This is a genomic window from Pseudomonas sp. UFMG81 (assembly GCF_015354575.1).
Classification (GTDB): Bacteria; Pseudomonadota; Gammaproteobacteria; order Pseudomonadales; family Pseudomonadaceae; genus Aquipseudomonas.
Window position 1 is genome coordinate 106398 of the sequence record NZ_JACAFQ010000002.1, and the last position, 18496, is coordinate 124893.

Consider the following 18496-nt stretch of genomic DNA (forward strand, 5'->3'; position numbering starts at 1 on the left):
AAAAACCCTCTACCCTCCAGTGCGTTCGATCCCAGAACCGCGTATGATGCGCGCCCCTTCGGCGCATCCGTCGCCGAATACCCGCTTTCACTACTACACCGGGAGGTGCCCAGATGAGTGAGCAAGACCTGCAGGACCAACAACCCACCCCGCCGTCCGGCGAAAAGCTGCAGAAAGTGCTGGCGCGCATCGGCGTGGGCTCGCGGCGTGACGTCGAGGCCTGGATCAGCCAGGGCCGTATCAAGGTCAACGGCGTCGAGGCCACCCTCGGCCTGCGTGTCGACCTGCACGACGCCATCACCGTCGATGGCAAGCTGATCAAGCGTGTCGAGGCCGCCGAGGCGACCCGCCGCGTGATCATGTACAACAAGCCCGACGGCGAAATCTGCACCCGCGACGACCCGGAAGGCCGCCCGACCGTGTTCGACCGCCTGCCACGGCCGAAAGAAGGCCGCTGGATCAACATCGGCCGCCTGGACATCAACACCACCGGTCTGCTGCTGTTCACCACCGACGGTGAGCTGGCCAACCGCCTGATGCACCCGTCCTACGAGATGGACCGCGAATACGCCGTGCGTGTCCGTGGCGAAGTCGACGACGACATGATCGACCGGCTCAAGGCGGGCGTGATGCTCGAGGATGGCCCGGCCAAGTTCACCGACATCCAGAAGGCCCCGGGCGGTGAAGGTTTCAACCACTGGTACCACTGCGTGGTGATGGAAGGCCGCAACCGTGAAGTGCGCCGCCTGTGGGAGTCGCAAGGCGTGGTGGTCAGCCGCCTGAAGCGCGTGCGCTTCGGCCCGGTGTTCCTCAACTCCGACCTGCCGATGGGCCGCTGGCGTGAAATGAGCCAGGGCGAGATCGACATCCTGGCCGCCGAAGTGGGCTTGCAGCCGGTGGCCCTGCCAACGCTGAACCTCAAGGCCAAGGACAAGATGGAGCGCCTGCAGCGCAAGTCTACCCGCCCGCTGGGCCGTGGCGAGCGCGTGCGCACCCTGCGCCCGGCCGCCGAAGGCCAGGCCGAGCGCCCGGCGCGTGCGCCGCGTGAAGAGGCTGCGCCGCGCAAGGGCAGCCGTGGCAGCGCGGTGGCCGAGCGCCCGAGCGACATGCGCAAGCGCCCCGCGCGCCCGGATGGTGACAAGCCAGCCGGCCGTGGTCGCGGCAAGCCGCGTGGCTGATCGAGCCGTGTAGCAAAAAAAGCCAGCCCTCGGGCTGGCTTTTTTGTGTCCGGTGGATTGACTCGATTCTTGTAGGAGCGGCCTTGTGTCGCGAAAGGGCTGCGCAGCAGCCCCAGGATCTCAAGTAACTTCAAGATCTCCGGGGCCGCTTTGCGGCCCTTTCGCGACACAAGGCCGCTCCTACAGGGGTGAGGCTTTAAACTGCCCAAATAGCTGATTCAAAGGAAATTTCTTTAGGTTTTGGAAAGTTTTCGAACCGTCTTGTAAAAAAAACTATACAAATTGCGGCAAATTTCCCAGCCAAACCCGATTTTTCTTTCCGCTGTAAACAGAACTTGCCGCGCCCACCATTCCAGAGCCTTCCGGCCTCGATCCGCCCCCTTGTCCAAACCCCGCCCACACGTTGATATAGCGCCATTGCCGAGTGCACAGCCTGGCCGCAGAGCCAGGTGGACAGAACAACAAATGGAGGCGCCATGTACGCCGATCACCCCGCCTTTTCAGGCCTTCACCCCAGGACCGGTGCGTTTTTTCCACAGGAAGCGACGCAACGCGTTGACGCCTGCGCGTTCGCAGGGGTATACAATGCGCCGCGTTTTACCTGTGACCCCTTTGCGTACCGCGCACTCTTGCTGACACCCGGTTGATCCCCTGGGCCTCGTGCCCATCGCGTAAGACCCGTCCAAGAACCCAAGGTAACCACCTTGCCCATTCCGCTGCGCCACGAGCGCGGTGGGTCCGATTCCGTCACAGATAAAAACAAGCAGGTGACTTCGTTCATGAGTGGACATAACTCACAGTCCGGCGAACTCAAGCGTGGCTTGAAGAACCGCCATATCCAGCTGATCGCCCTGGGTGGCGCCATCGGCACCGGATTGTTCCTCGGCTCGGCCGGGGTGATGAAATCCGCGGGTCCGTCGATGATCCTCGGCTACGCCATCTGCGGCTTCATCGCCTTCATGATCATGCGCCAGCTTGGCGAGATGATCGTCGAGGAGCCGGTGGCCGGCTCCTTCAGCCACTTCGCGCACAAGTACTGGGGTGGTTTCGCCGGCTTCCTGTCGGGCTGGAACTGCTGGGTGCTGTACATCCTGGTCGGCATGTCGGAACTGTCGGCAGTGGGCAAGTACGTCCATTACTGGTGGCCGGAGATCCCGACCTGGGTCACGGCGGCGGGGTTCTTCCTGCTGATCAACGCCATCAACCTGATGAACGTGAAGTTCTTTGGTGAGGCCGAGTTCTGGTTCGCCATCATCAAGGTGGCCGCCATCGTCGGCATGATCGGCCTGGGTGCCTACCTGCTGACCAGCGGCAGCGGCGGCCCCGAGGCTTCGGTGACCAACCTGTGGGCGCATGGTGGATTCTTCCCCAATGGTGTCGGCGGGCTGGTGATGGCCCTGGCATTCATCATGTTCTCCTTCGGTGGCCTGGAGATGCTCGGCTTCACTGCCGCCGAAGCCGACAAGCCGAAGACCGTGATCCCCAAGGCGATCAACCAGGTCATCTACCGCATCCTGATTTTCTACGTCGGCGCCTTGGTCGTGCTGCTGTCGCTGACCCCGTGGGACACCCTGGTCGCCAGCATCGACGCCTCCGGTGGCAGCTATGGCAGCAGCCCGTTCGTCCAGGTGTTCTCGCTGCTGGGCAGTGACGTGGCCGCTCACCTGCTGAACTTCGTGGTCCTGACTGCGGCGCTGTCGGTCTACAACAGTGGCACCTACTGCAATGCCCGCATGCTGCTGGGCATGGCCGAGCAGGGCGATGCCCCGGCGGCACTGGCCAAGGTAGACAAGCGCGGCGTGCCGGTGCGTTCGATCCTGGTTTCGGCGGCCGTGACCCTGATCGCGGTGCTGCTCAACTACCTGATGCCGCAGAATGCCCTGGAATTGCTGATGTCGCTGGTGGTGGCAACCCTGGTGATCAACTGGGCGATGATCAGCTACTCGCACCTGAAGTTCCGTCAGCACCTCGACCGTACCGGCCAGAAGCCCCTGTTCAAGGCGCTGTGGTACCCGTATGGCAACTATGTGGTACTGGCTTTCGTGGTGCTGATCCTGGGCATCATGCTGATGATTCCGGGCATTCAGGTGTCGGTGTATGCGATGCCGGTGTGGCTGGTGGTGATGTATGTGGCCTATGTGCTCAAGAGCAAGCGTGGGGCGCAGGCCAATGGCGCGGCTGGCACGGTTGCCAAGTAAGCGCTGAGGCGGTTTGAAAGAAACCCGATGCCGGGCGACTGGCATCGGGTTTTTTGTTGCCTGTTCCGGCCCTTTCGCGGGCAAGCCCGCTCCCACAGGGTTGCGCATAACCTGTGGGAGCGGGCTTGCCCGCGAAAGGGCCGGAACAGGCAACTGATCAATCAGATCTGTTCGAGCAACCAGCTGCGAAACGCTCTTAGCGAAGGCAGCGCCTCATTACGCGGCGGATAGATCAGGTAATAACTACGCTGGCTGGCAAACGGCTCCCCAGGGCTGAACAGCTCGCCGCTGGCCAACTCCTCCTGCACCAGAATGCGCGGCACCAGGCCAATACCGATCCCGGCGCGCACCGCCTGGATCAGGTGCGAGGTCAGCTCGAAGCTCGGCCCCAGGCGCATCGCGCGGTGGGGCAGGGCATGGTGGGAAAACCACTCGCCCCAGGCGTGGGGATTGTTGGCGACATTGAGCAATACCTGGCCGCTGATCCGGGCTGGGCCCCACGCCCCGTCCGTTGCCAGTTCTGGCGGCAGGATCACCACCAGCTCCTCGGCGTGCAGGCGATGGCAGACCAACCCGGGCAGGTCGTGGGTGGCCACACCGATGGCAGCGTCGATCTCGCTGGTGTCGAAGTTGATCGCTTCGATGCGTGAATGAATGTGCACCAGCATGCCGGGGTGGGCGCTGTAGAACGCGTGCAGGCGCGGCAGCAGCCATTTCGAGCCGAACGTCGGCAGCGTCGCCAGGCGCAGCGTGCCGACCCCGGACTGGTAGGCCAGTGCCTGCAAGGTGGCGCTGCGGATGCGCCCCAGGGCCTCGCTCAGCTCACGCTGGTACAGGCGCCCGACATCGGTCAGTTGCACCTGGCGCCCCTCGCGGCGGAACAGGGTCAGCCCCAGCTGCTGCTCCAGCGCCTGCACCTGACGGCTCACCGCGCTTTGCGTCAGGGACAGCTCGGCGGCGGCGCGGGTGTAGCTTTCGTGCCGGGCGGCGGCCTCGAATGCCAGCAGCAACGACATCGAGGGGGTGAGGTGGCGGTAATTCATTCATAAAACTCATTGATAGCGGCAGGAATATCCGTTTGCCCCTGGCGCGAAACTACAGGAACATTGGCGCATTCGTCACGTAGCTATGAACCATTCATGCGCAAGTGACAGGATTTCCGTGAATTAGCCGATATCAACGAGGCATCCTTCGATGATCGCCCAGCTTTTGCCCCGTGCGCCTGCCGCCCAGTACCCTGAATTCCTCGAAGCCCTGAACAACAGCGGCTTCCGTGGCCAGATCAGCGCCGACTACGGCACCCGCACCGTGCTGGCCACTGACAACTCGATCTACCAGCGCCTGCCCCAGGCGGCGGTGTTCCCGCTGGATGCCGACGATGTGGCGCGGGTCGCCACGCTGATGGCCGAGCCGCGCTTCCGTGATATCAAGCTCACCCCGCGCGGCGGCGGCACCGGCACCAACGGCCAGTCGTTGACCGACGGTATCGTCGTCGACCTGTCACGGCACATGAACCAGATTCTCGAGATCAACGTCGAGGAGCGCTGGGTGCGGGTGCAGGCCGGCACAGTCAAGGACCAGCTCAACGCTGCGCTCAAGCCCCACGGGCTGTTCTTCGCGCCTGAACTGTCCACCTCCAACCGCGCCACCGTGGGCGGCATGATCAACACCGACGCCAGTGGCCAGGGCAGCTGCACCTACGGCAAGACCCGCGACCACGTGCTGGAGCTGCACAGTGTGTTGTTGGGCGGTGAGCGCCTGCACAGCCTGCCGATCGACGACGCCGCGCTGGCGCAGGCTTGCGCTGCGCCCGGTCGAGTGGGCGAGGTGTACCGCATGGCCCGCGAGATTCAGGAAACCCAGGGCGAGCTGATCGAAAGCACCTTCCCCAAGCTCAACCGCTGCCTGACCGGCTATGACCTGGCGCACCTGCGCGACGAACAGGGGCGCTTCAACCTCAATAGCGTGCTGTGCGGCGCCGAGGGCTCGCTGGGCTATGTGGTCGAGGCCAAGCTCAATGTGCTGCCGATCCCCAAGTACGCGGTGCTGGTCAACGTGCGTTACACCAGCTTCATGGACGCCTTGCGTGATGCCAATGCGCTGATGGCGCACAAGCCGTTGTCGATCGAGACCGTCGACTCCAAGGTGTTGATGCTGGCGATGAAGGACATTGTCTGGCACAGCGTCGCCGAATACTTCCCGGCCGACCCCGAGCGCCCGACCCTGGGTATCAACCTGGTGGAGTTCTGCGGTGACGAGCCGGCCGAGGTCAATGCCCGGGTGCAGGCTTTCGTTGAACACCTGCAAGCCGACAAAGGCGTGGAGCGTCTGGGCCACACCTTGGCCGAAGGCGCCGAAGCGGTGACCCGGGTCTATGTGATGCGCAAGCGCTCGGTGGGCCTGTTGGGCAACGTCGAGGGCGAAGTGCGCCCGCAGCCGTTCGTCGAGGACACCGCGGTGCCACCGGAACAGCTGGCCGACTACATTGCCGATTTCCGCGCATTGCTCGATGGCTACGGCCTGGCCTACGGCATGTTCGGCCACGTCGATGCCGGCGTGCTGCATGTGCGCCCGGCGCTGGACATGAAAGACCCGGCCCAGGCCGCGTTGGTCAAACCCATCTCCGACGCTGTGGCGGCGCTGACCAAAAGCTACGGCGGCCTGCTGTGGGGCGAGCATGGCAAGGGCTTGCGTTCAGAATACGTGCCGGAATACTTCGGTGCGCTGTACCCGGCGCTGCAGCGGCTCAAGGGCGCGTTCGACCCACACAACCAGCTCAACCCCGGCAAGATCTGCACCCCGCCGGACAGTGCCGAAGGCCTGACCCCGGTGGATGGCGTGACCCTGCGCGGCGACCTGGACCGCAGCATCGACGAACGCGTCTGGCAGGACTTCGGCAGCGCGGTGCACTGCAACGGCAACGGCGCCTGCTACAACTACGACCCCAACGACGCCATGTGCCCGTCGTGGAAGGCCACCCGTGAGCGCCAGCACTCACCCAAGGGCCGTGCTTCGTTGATCCGCGAATGGCTGCGTTTGCAGGGCGAGGCGAACATCGATGTGCTCGCCGCCGCGCAGCGCAAGGCCTCCTGGCTCAAGGGCCTGCCGCAGCGGCTGCGCAACAGCCGCGCACAGCAGCAAGGGCAGGCGGACTTCTCCCACGAGGTGTATGACGCCATGGCCGGTTGCCTGGCGTGCAAATCCTGCGCGGGCCAGTGCCCGATCAAGGTCAATGTGCCGGACTTCCGCTCGCGCTTCCTCGAGCTGTACCACGGCCGCTACCAGCGCCCGCTGCGCGATTACCTGATCGGTTCGCTGGAGTTCACCATCCCGTACCTGGCCCATGCGCCGGGCCTGTACAACGCCGTGATGGGCTCGAAGTGGGTGAGCAAACTGCTAGCGAACCAGGTCGGCATGGTCGACAGCCCGCTGATCAGCCGCTTCAACTTCCAGGCCACGCTGACCCGCTGCCGCGTGCAGGTGGCCAGCGTGCCGGCCCTGCGTGAGCTGACCCCGGCTCAGCGCGAGCGCAGCATCGTGCTGGTGCAGGACGCCTTCACCCGCTACTTCGAAACGCCGTTGTTGGCCTCGTTCATCGAGCTGGCCCATCGTCTCGGCCACAAGGTGTTCCTCGCACCCTACAGCGCCAATGGCAAGCCGCTGCATGTACAGGGCTTCCTCGGCGCCTTCGCCAAGGCGGCGATCCGCAATGGTACCCAGCTCAAGGCCCTGGCTGACTGTGGTGTGCCCTTGGTGGGGCTGGACCCGGCGATGACCCTGGTGTATCGCCAGGAGTACCAGAAGGTCGACGGCCTGGAAGGTTGCCCGCAGGTGCTGCTGCCCCAGGAGTGGCTGATGAATGTGCTGCCGGAGCAGGCAGCGGCCAACGCCGGCAACTTCCGCCTGATGGCCCACTGCACCGAGAAGACCAATGTGCCGGCCAGTACCCGGCAGTGGGAGCAGGTGTTCGCGCGCATGGGCTTGAAGTTGGTCACCGAGGCCACCGGGTGCTGTGGCATGTCCGGTACCTATGGGCATGAGGCGCGCAACCGGGAGACTTCGCGGACCATCTTCGAGCAGTCATGGGCGACCAAGCTGGACAAGGACGGCGAGGCGCTGGCAACCGGTTATTCATGCCGCAGCCAGGTCAAGCGCATGACCGAGCAGCAGCTGCGCCATCCGCTAGAGGTGGTGCTGCAGTTCGCGCAGCGCTGATCTGATCGCCGGGGCCGCTTTGCGGCCCGTTCGCGGGCAAGCCCGCTCCCACCTGGGCCGCGTTGGTTTCAAACCATGCGCTAACCCTGTGGGAGCCGGCTTGCCGGCGATGAGGCCGGTGAAACTACATCCGCATCAGGATTGATGTGCGCACTGGCGCATCAGCCGCGCCTGGCGGTACAGGTAGAGACTCAACACCAGCCCGCACGCCGCTGCCCCTGCTGCAAACAGGAACATCGAGGCAAAACCGAACCCCGCCGCCACCCCGCCCACCAGTGGCCCGGTGATTCCCAGCGACAGGTCGATGAACAGCGAATACGCCCCCACCGCCGCGCCACGATTGGCCGCCGACACCTGGTTCACCGCTTCCACGCCCAGCGCCGGGAACACCAGCGAGAAGCCGAAGCCACTGAGTGCTGCGCCGGCCAGGGCCATCTCCGCGCTCGGGGCCAGCCACAACATCAGCAACCCCAGGGTCTCCACCGACAAGCAAACGATCGCCACGCGAAAGCCACCCAGCCGGTTGATCAGGTTGCCGAACAGCAACCGCGCGCTGATGAAGCTGGCGCCGAACAGGCTCAAGGTCAGTGCTGCGTTGGGCCAGTCGCGGCTGGCGTAGTACAGCGTGATGAAGGTGGCGATGGTGCCAAAACCGATCGAACCCAGGGCCAGCCCCGAGCCGTGCGGGAACACCTTGCCCAGCACCCGCAGGAACGGCAGGCGCACTCCGGCGACCACCGGTGCTGCGCGTTTGGGCCAGGCCAACAGCAGGCCGAGCACACCCAGCAGGATGATGCTCGCGCCCATGCTCCACAGCCCCAAGTGCTTGACCATCAGCACCCCCAGCGGCGCGCCGACTGCCAGCGCGCCATAGCTGGCGATGCCATTCCAGGAAATCACCTTGGCGGTGTTGTCCGCGCCGACCCGGCCGATACCCCAACCGATGGAACCTGAGCCCACCAGGCTTTCGGCGCTGCCCAGCACCAGGCGGCCAACCAGCAGGCAGCCCAGGCTCAGCCATGGCCACGGGGTGAGGAAGCTGCAGGCCAGCATGAATACGCCGCTCAGCCCGCAGCCGGCCAGGCCCCACATGACGGCCTTCTTGCTGCCGAGGTTGTCGATGATGCGGCTGGCGGTGGGGCGGCTGAGCAGCGTGGCCAGGTACTGGACGCTGATCACCAGCCCCGCGACCACCGCGCTGAAACCCAGTTGGTTGTGCACGTAACCAGGTAGCACGGCCAGCGGGATGCCGATGTTCAGGTAGCCGATGAAGGTGAACAGGACGATGGACACCACCTGGGCGGTGGTGGCGAGGGAGGAAGCTGGCTTTGACATGGAGGGGTCCGGAAACGATAAAGCGGATGCCTTGCCATGATAGCCCCCTCGCTCCTGGACGTGGGTGAAGCTTTGGGCTTGCGCCCGGCAGCGGCCTGCCGGGCGCAAGCCAATCACTCAATTATTGGTGTACGGCAACAGCCAGGCCACGCTGAAGGTTGCGTCCGGATAATCCAGGCGCAGGCGTGGCAGTACATGACCACCGCAGGAGCGGCAGGCATCGAGCAAGGTGAACACCTGGATGTCTTCAACCTGGTCGGCCTGGGTGAGCAGGTCGCGGTTGAGGGTCGAGGCGATCAGCCGCTCCGAGTCCAGGTGGCGCTTGTGCACCTTGATGGTCAGCCACTCGGCGCGGCGCAGGATGGGCAGGTCGGTGAAGCGCGGGTCCGGATCCAGGCCCTGCATGCGCGCCCTGGCGTCGATGTATTCGACCGGCGATCGCTCGCCTTCGGCAGGAGGGGCGATCTGGATGCGCTTGCTGGCTTTGCCCCCGGACAGCGAGAAGTACACCCGGCGGCTGCCATCCTTCAGCGTGACCGTGGCAAAGGCGAGGTTGGCACCGGACAGGTGCTTGCGCAGTTGCTCCTTGCCTGCGTCGCTGAGCAGTTCGGCGATGCTCAGCGGGGTGTAGGGTTGCTTGCTGCCGGCTGCGGGTAGCAGGCGATTGAGTACGCCATTGATGTGCAGTCTTTCGATGCTGCTCACGTCAACCAGGCTTTGCCAGTTCGCGATGACTTCCTTGTTCAGGCCGGAAAGGCCGCTCATGGACAGGCCGGTGAGCTGGTCCTGGGCATTGGGTGAAGTGAGGATGTTCCTGGCCAGTTCCGGGAGGCGCTGTTCCTCGACAGTATCGAGCAATTGCTCGATAGGCGTGGGCGCCGTTGGCGGATTGTTGCGCCGCCGGTGGCGGATCCAGTCGCCCAGCAGATTGGCCAGGTTGTCGATGTCCTGTTGCAGGTTGGCGCGGGTGGCTACCAGGCGATAGGTTTCACTGACATCCAGGTACTGGGTGATGGCATTGAGGTCGGTCACGCGGGTAAACGTCAGGCCTGTGCTTGCCGCGGGGGCGGGATGCAGGGTTGGTGTCAGTGTGCCTTGGAGCAACGCCCGGGTCTGGCTGCGTTGCCAGGCATCGAAGTCGAAGGGTGTGCCGTAGAACACGCCGGTGTCGGCTTCGACCAGCAACCAGTCCTCGTCCAGATACGCAACGCGTGCTCCACGCAGGGTGCGGCGGTCGGTGATGCTGTGGCTGAGCCTGCCGAGCCGGACCGGGGGGCAGTAGCCGGTGAGGCGTGCAACCTCGGCAGGCGTCATGTCTGCTGGCAGGCCGAACCAATGCTCGCCAAGCGGGTAGCCTCGCACGCCTTCGTTGTAGTAATGCGGCGGGTTGAGCACGCCCAGTGCTTCGGCCTCGTCATCACTCAGCGCCTTGAGGATCATGCGCCCGGTATGGCTGTGGCGGCCGCGGCCGGGGAGGATTTCTTCGGTGTATTGCACCAGCCGGTTTTCCCGCACCATGACCTGCGCCACGCTATCGCTGGCCGCGCCTGTTGGTCGATAGGTGATAGGGGCAGGCTCTATGCGGATGCTCTCGAATGCGCGACTGACGTGCTGGCCGTATGCCGGCGTGCCCGCCTGCTGGGTGGCCGGTGCCAGGTACAGCGCGATACCTTGGGCCGGGGCATCGGGGTAGGGGCTGGCCTGCAATACGGGGTTGTCAGCCCTTTGTAGCGGCATGTGCTGGACGCGCTGGGCCAGGCCACCAGGCTGGCCGATCCTGTGCCGGTAGGCGACACCGTTGATGATCGCATCCAGGGTGTCAGGGTCGCGGGCGATGAACAGGGGAAGGACAACCGGGTTGGAGGCCTTGTCCCAGGCGCGGGTGATGTCGTCGCCTTCGCCCAGCAGCAGGCTGATCACATCGGGCTTGTGGCCGGGCAGCAGCTTGTTCTGGGGGAGCGGGTCGGAGAGTTTTTGCCGCGCACCTGCCTCAAGCGGGCCGGGCCAATGCTTGGGGCCTGCGGCGTGTCGGTGCAGTTGCGTGGGTATCGCCTGGTCCTTCCAGTGCCTGGCGGCGCGGAACATGCCCAGGCGCATGGCGCTGGCGCTTGCGCCTGTGGTGTTTCTGAGCCTCATGAGCGGCTTGATGATCCGCCCCCCCAGCACGGTGACGGCGCCGAAGGTACCCAGTGCATCCAGGCCGCAACTCAAGGCTTCGCTGCCATTGCGTACGTCGAAACACCCCAGCAGCGGCACAAGGTTTGAAAAAAGCTTGAAGATATAGCGGCCCGTGCTGGTCTTGAGCTTTTGCGCGGCAGCATGTTCCAGGGGGGTTGCGCCCTTGCCTGCGATGTACAGTGCTTCGCGGTTACCCAGGGCGACCGATGTCGCGTAGCTGCGGCCTAGTGCCTGCAGGCGATTTTCGGCCGGTGAATCGATCAGCTTGATGGTCTTCGGCCACGGGCTGACGTGCCAGGGTAAGTCGGTTTCGTTGTAGTCGCGGTACTTCAAGTCGAGGCTGTCGGCCCAATGGCCTGCTTGCGCCTTGGGCAGTTGTCGGCTCCGCCACTCGAGCTGCTCTGGGAACAGTTCATAGAGGGTGTCGGACTTGTCGCCTGGAAGGTGCACGAGAATCCCCAGTGTGCCGACTTCGTCGCGCCAGTCAGACGCGGGTGTGTCTGCATAGGTGGGAATGGCGCCTTTGATCGACCCGATATAAAAGGGCCAGGTGACGGCGTGGGCGCTCCAGGTGCTGTTGCTCAAACGCTCCTGCTCAGTCAGCGGCAGGTGTCGCAGCATACGTTGCAGGATGTCTTCGTAGGTGTTTTGCGCGCGTTTGCGCCACTGCTCGAATGCTCGGTCATACATAGCGGTCGCATCAGGCAGGGGGCTTTTCTTGTAGTCCGCGCCATGATCCAGGTAAGCATTGATATGCAGTTGATTGTCCACGTTCTTGCCGTCTGGGGCGAAGCCCTCCAGGCGCAACATCTCCCTGGCGCTCTCGAAGCGGTCGGGCAGGTTGCGCAGGCTTTCCAGGTCCCAGGCGTTGAGGTAGTGGTCATAGGCCGTCTGCCATTGATGCTTCGACCATGGCGGGGCGTGCTGGGCGAAGCCTTGCAACTGCGCCCACTCGGCCAGCGTGTTGGCCAGGGCGCTGTCGAACAAGGCGGTGTCATGGTCTTGCGGTAGGTGGGTGGCCTGTTCGGCAGCGTCGAAGGTCAGTGGCGCGTGCCTCGCCAACAACAGCTGGGCACCTTGACGCAGGTTGGCCCAACGCAGGTCAGGCGTGTAGAGGAAGTCATCGGGCGCGTCGTCGATCAGCAGTTCGGGGGCGAATCGGCGCATCAGGAGTTCACTGGCCAGTTGCGCCATTGCCGGCAGGCCGCCGATACGGGCGTGCAGATGGCTTGTCAGGGCGAGGCGAATCTCGCTGAAGGGTGCGCTCTTGTTGAGTTCGCTGAACAGCTCGAAGTCGAGCAGGTAGCCCGGGCGACGCTGTTGGGCAGGGTAGAGCGCGTCGATCAGGGCTTGTTCGGCAAGGGCCAGGTACATCGGCTTGCCCTCATACGATGTGTCCCACTGCAACGCTGCCGCCAGCTTTTTGCCCAGTTGATCGAACGCCCTGGAGCCGAGCAATGCGTCGAGTGCCTGATCGGCAGGTGCATTCAAGGCCGAGCCCTCGAGAAGGGTGTGCGCGACGCGTTTCGACTGCACGCCGGCCTTGGGCTCGCGTGGGGCTGGTCGAGGGTAGAACCAGCCCCCGTAGTAGAGTGAGGCCTGCATGTGATTAAGCAACTTTTCGAACAGGTGGTGGCCAGGCGTTTGCTCGAGCAGGTGTTCGGCCAACACGGGCAGGTCGAGCGCGTCGCCAAGCTCGAGTGCCGGGAGATGCGGGCGTTGCACGATTGACTCGGTGGAGAATGCGCGCAGGAGTAGCGTGGCGATGATATAGGCGCTTGTTCGCTTCAGCCGCGGGAAATGCTCCCAGATTGCCTGGGCGTAACTGCTGGCTCGGTGCGTCGCCCCTACATGCGCAAGGTGGAAGAGGTCAGGCTGTTCATAGGTATCAACGGTGCCGATCAGCAGGTTGGCAAGGGTCAGATAGAACTGGGTGCAAGCCTTGCTGTTTACATTTTCGTCGGGCCGGCGTCCGAGCATGCGGTTCAGCAGCACACTTGCCGGTTTGCCGCGCAGCGCAAGGTCAAGGGCAAGATTCAGTGCCGAGTCCTGCAGATCTTTTGGGAACTGTGAGTCGAAGCCAAACGCCTGGTCGAAGTGCTCATTCAGCGAGGTGGCAAGGTCGAGATCGCCGGAGAGCTCGCTTCGGATCAACACATCATTGATGCTGAGGGCGCGGATCGTGGCTAAGAGAGTGCTGGAAGGGTTCGTGGTTGCCATGGGGCCTCCTGGGTTAGGAGGGGCAAGTCTGGCCGGCAGTGATGAGGCAGGGTGGTAGCGGGTTATCGCGCCAGGATCGAGTTGGGTGTTGTGGGCGGTGTGAAAACGCGCTGGCGAATAGCGTCACTTAGGCCAGCCGTTTTCACACGGTCAGTGAATGCGCGGCTTATTCCTGGTCGGCGCAGGGTTGATCGTCGCTGCCCTGTTCGACGGCAGGCGTCGGTTCGGCGTGGGCGGCAACGGATTGCTCTTCGGGGTTCAGGCTTGGGAAGGGAAGATTCGGGATTTCATGCATCTCGTCGTTCCTCGCAAGTGTGAGTGAAAAGACTGCGCGTGGCGCGTGTGTGGCTTCGAAAAGCTGGGGCAGGATACAGCAGTAGGGATGACAGTTTGAGATTTTTCCGCCGCATTCGTCGGTTTTTGCCGACGGGTACCGAGCCGCAGTGCAGTGTTGAGTGCTGTGGGAGCGGGCTTGCCCCGCGATCGATTTATCGCGGGGCAAGCCCGCTCCCACTGAAGGTCTGCCGTCAGCGGCAGACGTCGGCGATGGCTGCAGCCAGCTGTTCCAGGCGCTTGGCATCGGCGCCGGCGATATTTGCCCGGCCGGTGCCGACCATGTACACGCTGTGCCGTTCGCGCAGCAGGCGCACCTGCTGCGGATTCAGCCCGGTATACGAGAACATCCCGCGTTGCGCGGCGATGTGCGCGAAGCGTTCGGCCAGCCCGTGTGGCTCAAGGGCCTCGACCAGCCCCTGGCGCAGTTCGGCGATGCGCTGGCGCATGGCCTCGACTTCCTCGACCCACAGCGCCTTGAGCGCAGGGTCACCGAGAATCTCTGCAACCACCGCGGCGCCATGGTCCGGTGGTGTCGACCACAGGTTGCGGGCGAGCAAGGCCAGTTGGCTGCGCACATCCTGGAGTTTCTCGCTGTCGTGGCTGCACACCAGCAGGGCGCCGGTGCGGTCGCGGTACAGGCCGAAGTTCTTCGAGCAGGAACTGGTGATCAGCAGTTCCGGCAGCTCGGCGGCGAACAGGCGCACGGCCCAGGCGTCTTCTTCCAGCCCGTCGCCGAAACCCTGGTAGGCGAAGTCGATCAGCGGCAGCAGGTTGCGCCGTTTGACGATCTCCAGCACCGCGCGCCAGTCATCCTGGCCCAGGTCGAAGCCGGTGGGGTTGTGGCAGCAGGCGTGCAGCAACACCACGTCGCCTTCCGGTGCCTGTTCCAGCGCAGCGAGCATGCCGGCAACGTTGAGGCGGTTATCGCTGCCCACGTAGGGGTAGTGCGACACCTTCAGGCCGGCACCGGCGAAGATCGTCTCGTGGATCGGCCAGGTCGGGTCGCTCAGCCACAGGCCACGGCCGGGCAGGCAGTGGGCGATGAATTCCGCTGCCAGGCGCAGGGCGCCGGTACCACCGGGGGTCTGGGTGGCACCGGCGCGCTGGCTGGCGAGCAGCGGCGATTCACTGCCCAGCACCAGTTCGCTGACCAACCGGCCGAAGGCTGCATCGCCGTGGCCGCCGATGTAGCTTTTGCTGGCTTGGCGCTCGACCAGGCGTTGCTCGGCTTGCTTGACCGCCACTGGGATCGGCGTCAGGCCTTGGGCGTCCTTGAACACGCCGACACCCAGGTCGAACTTGGCGGGGTTGTCGTCGCGGGCATAGGCCTCCATTAGCCCGAGGATCGGGTCCCCCGGGACCCGATCGATCGCCGCGAAATGCATCACTTGCGCCCTTCGGCGGTCTTGGCGACCTCGTCGGTGCGCGCGCACATGATGAAGTCGTTGCGGTGCAGGCCTTTGATCGAGTGGCTCCACCAGGTCACGGTGACCTTGCCCCATTCGGTCATCAGGCCCGGGTGGTGGCCTTCGGCTTCGGCGATTTCGCCAACAGCGTTGGTGAAGGCCAGGGCGTGCTTGAAGTTCTTGAACAGGAACACGCGCTCGAGCTCCATGTGGCCGTCGCGCACTTCGATGTTCCAGTCCGGGATCTCGCGGATCAGTACCGCCAGTTCCTCGTCGGTGACTTTCGGGGCATCGGCGCGGCAGGCTTCGCAGTGGGCTTGGTTCAAGGCATTCATGAGTGTTTTCCGGTTTGAGTTGTTATCGGCAGGACGGCTCAGGCGGCCGCCTTGGGTGGAAACTTCGGTGCGTGCAGACCCAGCTGCATGGCCTGGTGGACCATGGCCATGATGTCTTCGTGGGCCAGGTCGAACAGGCGCTTCATGTTCGGCAGGACGAAGTACAGGGGTTGCAGGATGTCGATGCGGTACGGGGTGCGCATGGCTTCGATCGGGTCGAAGGCCTGGTGCTCCGGCTCGCTGGAAAGACTGTAGACGGTCTCTTTCGGTGACGAGAGGATGCCGCCGCCGTAGATTTTCTGGCCTTGCGGAGTTTCCATCAGGCCGAACTCGATGGTCATCCAGTACAGCCGCGCCAGATAGACGCGCTGCTCCTTGGTCGCGGCCAGGCCGAGCTTGCCATAGGTGTGGGTGAACTCGGCGAAGAACGGGTTGGTCAGCAACGGGCAGTGGCCGAAGATCTCGTGGAAGATGTCGGGCTCTTGCAGGTAGTCGAGTTCTTCCGGAGTGCGGATGAAGGTGGCGACCGGGAAGCGCTTGCTGGCCAGCAGTTCGAAGAAGGTCTGGAAGGGGATCAGCGCCGGTACGCGGGCAACCTGCCAGCCAGTGGTGGCGCCGAGCACCTTGTTGACTTCGCCCAGCTGCGGGATGCGGTCATGGGGCAGCTTGAGCTGCTCGATGCCGTCCAGGTACTCCTGGCAGGCCCGGCCTTCGATGACTTTCAGCTGGCGAGTGATCAGGGTATTCCACACCGCATGCTCTTGCTGCGGGTAGTCGATAAAACCATGCGCATCGGGCTCGCGTGCCACGTATTGCGTGTGTTTCATGTGGCTCTCCTGGTGAGGGCTTTCTTGTTATGTGCAGGACATGCACTAGGAATATCCCCCTCGGCGCCGCTTTGCACGGGGGGTTGCGCACTCGGCAAGGGTCCGCTTATCCAGGTTTTGTAACGATAATTTTACAAAATCAGCGTCATCCCGGAAAATCACAGGCATAAGGCTGGCTGTTGGGCTGAAACTGTCAGCTTATCTTTACGACTTTTCCGCGGGCTCGGTAAAAACCTGGCCGGCTTCGAGAGCTTTCATGCGTATCAAAGTGCACTGCCAGAACCGCATCGGCATTCTTCGCGACATCCTCAACCTGTTGGTGGAGTACGGCATCAACGTGTTGCGCGGCGAGGTAGGGGGCGATCATGGTAACGCCATCTACCTGCACTGCCCGAACCTGATCAACCTGCAATTCCAGGCACTACGGCCGAAGTTCGAATCGATTGCCGGGGTGTTCGGGGTCAAGCGCGTCGGGCTGATGCCCAGCGAGCGCCGGCACATGGAACTCAATGCGTTGCTCGGGGCGCTGGATTTCCCGGTGCTGTCGATCGACATGGGCGGCAGCATCGTTGCTGCCAACCGCAGTGCGGCGCAGTTGCTCGGGGTGCGGGTCGACGAGGTGCCGGGCATCCCGCTGTCGCGTTATGTCGAGGACTTCGACCTGCCAGAGCTGGTGCGGGCCAACAAGTCACGGATCAACGGCTTGCGCATCAAGGTCAAGGGCGACGTGTTCCTGGCCGACATCGCGCCACTGCAATCGGAACATGACGAAAGCGAGGCGCTGGCCGGTGCAGTGCTGACGTTGCACCGCGCCGACCGCATCGGCGAGCGCATCTACAACGTGCGCAAGCAGGAACTGCGCGGCTTCGACAGCATCTTCCAGAGCTCACGGGTGATGGCGGCGGTGGTGCGCGAGGCCAGGCGCATGGCGCCGTTGGATGCGCCGCTGCTGATCGAGGGCGAGACCGGTACCGGCAAGGAACTGCTGGCCCGTGCCTGCCACCTGGCCAGCCCGCGTGGCCAGGCGCCATTGATGGCGCTCAACTGCGCCGGCTTGCCAGAGTCGATGGCCGAGACCGAGCTGTTCGGTTATGGGCCGGGGGCGTTCGAAGGGGCGCGGGCAGAGGGTAAACTCGGGCTGCTTGAGCTGACCGCCGGCGGCACCTTGTTCCTCGACGGGGTAGGGGAGATGAGCCCGCGTCTGCAGGTGAAGCTGCTGCGCTTCCTGCAGGATGGCTGCTTCCGTCGCGTGGGTAGCGACGAAGAGGTCTACCTGGATGTGCGGGTCATCTGCGCGACGCAGGTGGACTTGTCCGAACTCTGCGCCCGTGGCGAGTTCCGCCAGGACCTCTATCACCGACTCAACGTGCTGTCGCTGCACATCCCGCCGCTGCGCGAGTGCATGGATGGGCTGGAAGGGCTGGTGCAGCATTTCCTCGACCAGGCCAGCCGGCAGATTGGTTGCCCGATGCCGCGGTTGGCGCCGGCAGCGATGGACAAACTCAGCCAGTACCATTGGCCGGGCAACGTGCGGCAATTGGAGAACGTATTGTTCCAGGCCGTGTCGTTATGCGAGGGCGGGGTGGTGAAGAGCGAACATATCCGTTTGCCGGATTATGGTGCGCGCCAGCCGTTGGGCGAGTTTTCGCTGGACGGTGATCTTGCGCAGATTGTCGGGCGTTTTGAAAAGGCGGTACTTGAAAGTTTGATGGGTGAATATTCAAGTAGCCGGGCGCTGGGCAAAAGACTGGGTGTTTCACATACAACGATTGCCAACAAGTTGCGCGAATATTCGCTAGGTAAGTCGGCGGATTAGTTTCAGAAAGTTGTAAGCTTCAATATTTTTCGCGGCTAAAGCCGCTCCTACAGGGATGGTGCACAGCCTGTAGGAGCGGCTTTAGCCGCGAAAGGGCCCCAGTGGGGCCCCAATTCACAGGATCAGCCGTTGGAACAACCGTTCCCCATCACGCGGTATTCGAGAATGTGCTTCTGGCCCTGGGAGTCCTCGTAGGTCATACGGGCGGGCACCACTTCGCAGACATTCGGTACTTCGCTCATGGAAATGACGCGGGCGATGTCCAGGTGCTGCGAGTAACTGTACTGTTCAACCGGAATCTGCTCGACATCTTTTGCTTCGCTGGCGATCGCCATGCTGCAAAAACCGCCAAGTACCAATACCAGTAAAGCTTTCATTTTCTATTTACCTGTCTAAGGTCGTGTGGGGGCACGCGGCGCTTGTGGCGCCGCGAGTACAACGGTTGTTCAACT

Annotated in this window: 13 protein-coding genes; 5 read left to right on the forward strand and 8 right to left on the reverse strand. The window is 63.6% G+C overall.

Annotation, left to right across the window (positions count from 1 at the left end):
* The first annotated feature begins 113 nt into the window (after nucleotides 1–113).
* Together rluB and IX761_RS02325 are read left to right on the forward strand one after the other, a co-directional pair.
* Complete coding sequence (rluB, locus tag IX761_RS02320; RefSeq protein WP_194787942.1) at nucleotides 114–1178, forward strand: 23S rRNA pseudouridine(2605) synthase RluB; 1065 nt, start codon at nucleotides 114–116, stop codon at nucleotides 1176–1178.
* Nucleotides 1179–1957: 779 nt separating this feature from the next.
* On the forward strand, nucleotides 1958–3376 hold the full coding sequence (locus IX761_RS02325; protein ID WP_194787943.1) for an amino acid permease: 1419 nt from the start codon (nucleotides 1958–1960) through the stop codon (nucleotides 3374–3376).
* Between the two features lie 161 nt (nucleotides 3377–3537).
* Here IX761_RS02325 and IX761_RS02330 read toward each other — a convergent pair whose 3' ends face one another.
* Nucleotides 3538–4419, reverse strand: a complete 882-nt coding sequence (locus IX761_RS02330; protein WP_194787944.1) for a LysR substrate-binding domain-containing protein — start codon at nucleotides 4417–4419, stop codon at nucleotides 3538–3540.
* A 151-nt stretch (nucleotides 4420–4570) separates the two neighbouring features.
* Between IX761_RS02330 and IX761_RS02335 the strand changes: the two genes are divergently transcribed.
* Nucleotides 4571–7591: an FAD-binding and (Fe-S)-binding domain-containing protein gene (locus IX761_RS02335; protein WP_194787945.1), complete on the forward strand. Its 3021-nt coding sequence runs from the start codon at nucleotides 4571–4573 to the stop codon at nucleotides 7589–7591.
* 135 nt (nucleotides 7592–7726) lie between these two features.
* On the opposite strand, the gene IX761_RS02340 is transcribed toward IX761_RS02335, so the two are convergent.
* Both IX761_RS02340 and IX761_RS27375 read right to left on the reverse strand, forming a co-directional pair.
* The gene (locus tag IX761_RS02340) at nucleotides 7727–8926 is read right to left on the reverse strand and encodes an MFS transporter (RefSeq protein ID WP_194787946.1); all 1200 of its coding nucleotides are present in this window, start codon (nucleotides 8924–8926) and stop codon (nucleotides 7727–7729) included.
* 117 nt (nucleotides 8927–9043) lie between these two features.
* Nucleotides 9044–12829, reverse strand: a complete 3786-nt coding sequence (locus IX761_RS27375) for a deaminase domain-containing protein (protein WP_194787947.1) — start codon at nucleotides 12827–12829, stop codon at nucleotides 9044–9046.
* 126 nt (nucleotides 12830–12955) lie between these two features.
* On the opposite strand from IX761_RS27375, the gene IX761_RS02350 reads away from it, so the two are divergent.
* A complete protein-coding gene (locus IX761_RS02350) occupies nucleotides 12956–13177 on the forward strand; it encodes a hypothetical protein (protein ID WP_194787948.1) in 222 nt (73 codons plus the stop codon).
* Nucleotides 13178–13490: 313 nt separating this feature from the next.
* On the opposite strand, the gene IX761_RS27305 is transcribed toward IX761_RS02350, so the two are convergent.
* The 4 genes from IX761_RS27305 to phhA all read right to left on the reverse strand — a co-directional run bounded on the left by IX761_RS27305 (nucleotide 13491) and on the right by phhA (nucleotide 16228).
* On the reverse strand, nucleotides 13491–13619 hold the full coding sequence (locus IX761_RS27305; RefSeq protein WP_267241053.1) for a hypothetical protein: 129 nt from the start codon (nucleotides 13617–13619) through the stop codon (nucleotides 13491–13493).
* Nucleotides 13620–13851: 232 nt separating this feature from the next.
* Nucleotides 13852–15048 (reverse strand): amino acid aminotransferase, encoded by a 1197-nt coding sequence (locus tag IX761_RS02355; protein ID WP_194787949.1) that lies wholly within the window; start codon nucleotides 15046–15048, stop codon nucleotides 13852–13854.
* Nucleotides 15045–15401: a 4a-hydroxytetrahydrobiopterin dehydratase gene (locus IX761_RS02360; RefSeq protein WP_194787950.1), complete on the reverse strand. Its 357-nt coding sequence runs from the start codon at nucleotides 15399–15401 to the stop codon at nucleotides 15045–15047. The genes IX761_RS02355 and IX761_RS02360 overlap by 4 nt, the downstream gene beginning before the upstream one ends.
* 38 nt (nucleotides 15402–15439) lie before the next feature.
* Nucleotides 15440–16228 (reverse strand): phenylalanine 4-monooxygenase, encoded by a 789-nt coding sequence (gene phhA, locus IX761_RS02365; protein WP_194787951.1) that lies wholly within the window; start codon nucleotides 16226–16228, stop codon nucleotides 15440–15442.
* 256 nt (nucleotides 16229–16484) lie between these two features.
* Here phhA and IX761_RS02370 point away from each other — a divergent pair, with 256 nt between their 5' ends.
* Complete coding sequence (locus IX761_RS02370; RefSeq protein ID WP_194787952.1) at nucleotides 16485–18044, forward strand: sigma-54-dependent transcriptional regulator; 1560 nt, start codon at nucleotides 16485–16487, stop codon at nucleotides 18042–18044.
* Between the two features lie 122 nt (nucleotides 18045–18166).
* Here IX761_RS02370 and IX761_RS02375 read toward each other — a convergent pair whose 3' ends face one another.
* A complete protein-coding gene (locus IX761_RS02375) occupies nucleotides 18167–18421 on the reverse strand; it encodes a DUF2790 domain-containing protein (protein WP_194787953.1) in 255 nt (84 codons plus the stop codon).
* Nucleotides 18422–18496 lie beyond the last annotated feature (75 nt).

Bases quoted from the DNA above. Each gene is read 5' to 3' on its own strand.
- rluB (WP_194787942.1), top strand. From the start codon at position 114: ATGAGTGAGCAAGACCTGCAGGACCAACAACCCACCCCGCCGTCCGGC.
- IX761_RS02325 (WP_194787943.1), top strand. From the start codon at position 1,958: ATGAGTGGACATAACTCACAGTCCGGCGAACTCAAGCGTGGCTTGAAG.
- IX761_RS02330 (WP_194787944.1), bottom strand. From the start codon at position 4,419: ATGAATTACCGCCACCTCACCCCCTCGATGTCGTTGCTGCTGGCATTC.
- IX761_RS02335 (WP_194787945.1), top strand. From the start codon at position 4,571: ATGATCGCCCAGCTTTTGCCCCGTGCGCCTGCCGCCCAGTACCCTGAA.
- IX761_RS02340 (WP_194787946.1), bottom strand. From the start codon at position 8,926: ATGTCAAAGCCAGCTTCCTCCCTCGCCACCACCGCCCAGGTGGTGTCC.
- IX761_RS02350 (WP_194787948.1), top strand. From the start codon at position 12,956: ATGCGCAAGGTGGAAGAGGTCAGGCTGTTCATAGGTATCAACGGTGCC.
- IX761_RS27305 (WP_267241053.1), bottom strand. From the start codon at position 13,619: ATGCATGAAATCCCGAATCTTCCCTTCCCAAGCCTGAACCCCGAAGAG.
- IX761_RS02360 (WP_194787950.1), bottom strand. From the start codon at position 15,401: ATGAATGCCTTGAACCAAGCCCACTGCGAAGCCTGCCGCGCCGATGCC.
- phhA (WP_194787951.1), bottom strand. From the start codon at position 16,228: ATGAAACACACGCAATACGTGGCACGCGAGCCCGATGCGCATGGTTTT.
- IX761_RS02370 (WP_194787952.1), top strand. From the start codon at position 16,485: ATGCGTATCAAAGTGCACTGCCAGAACCGCATCGGCATTCTTCGCGAC.
- IX761_RS02375 (WP_194787953.1), bottom strand. From the start codon at position 18,421: ATGAAAGCTTTACTGGTATTGGTACTTGGCGGTTTTTGCAGCATGGCG.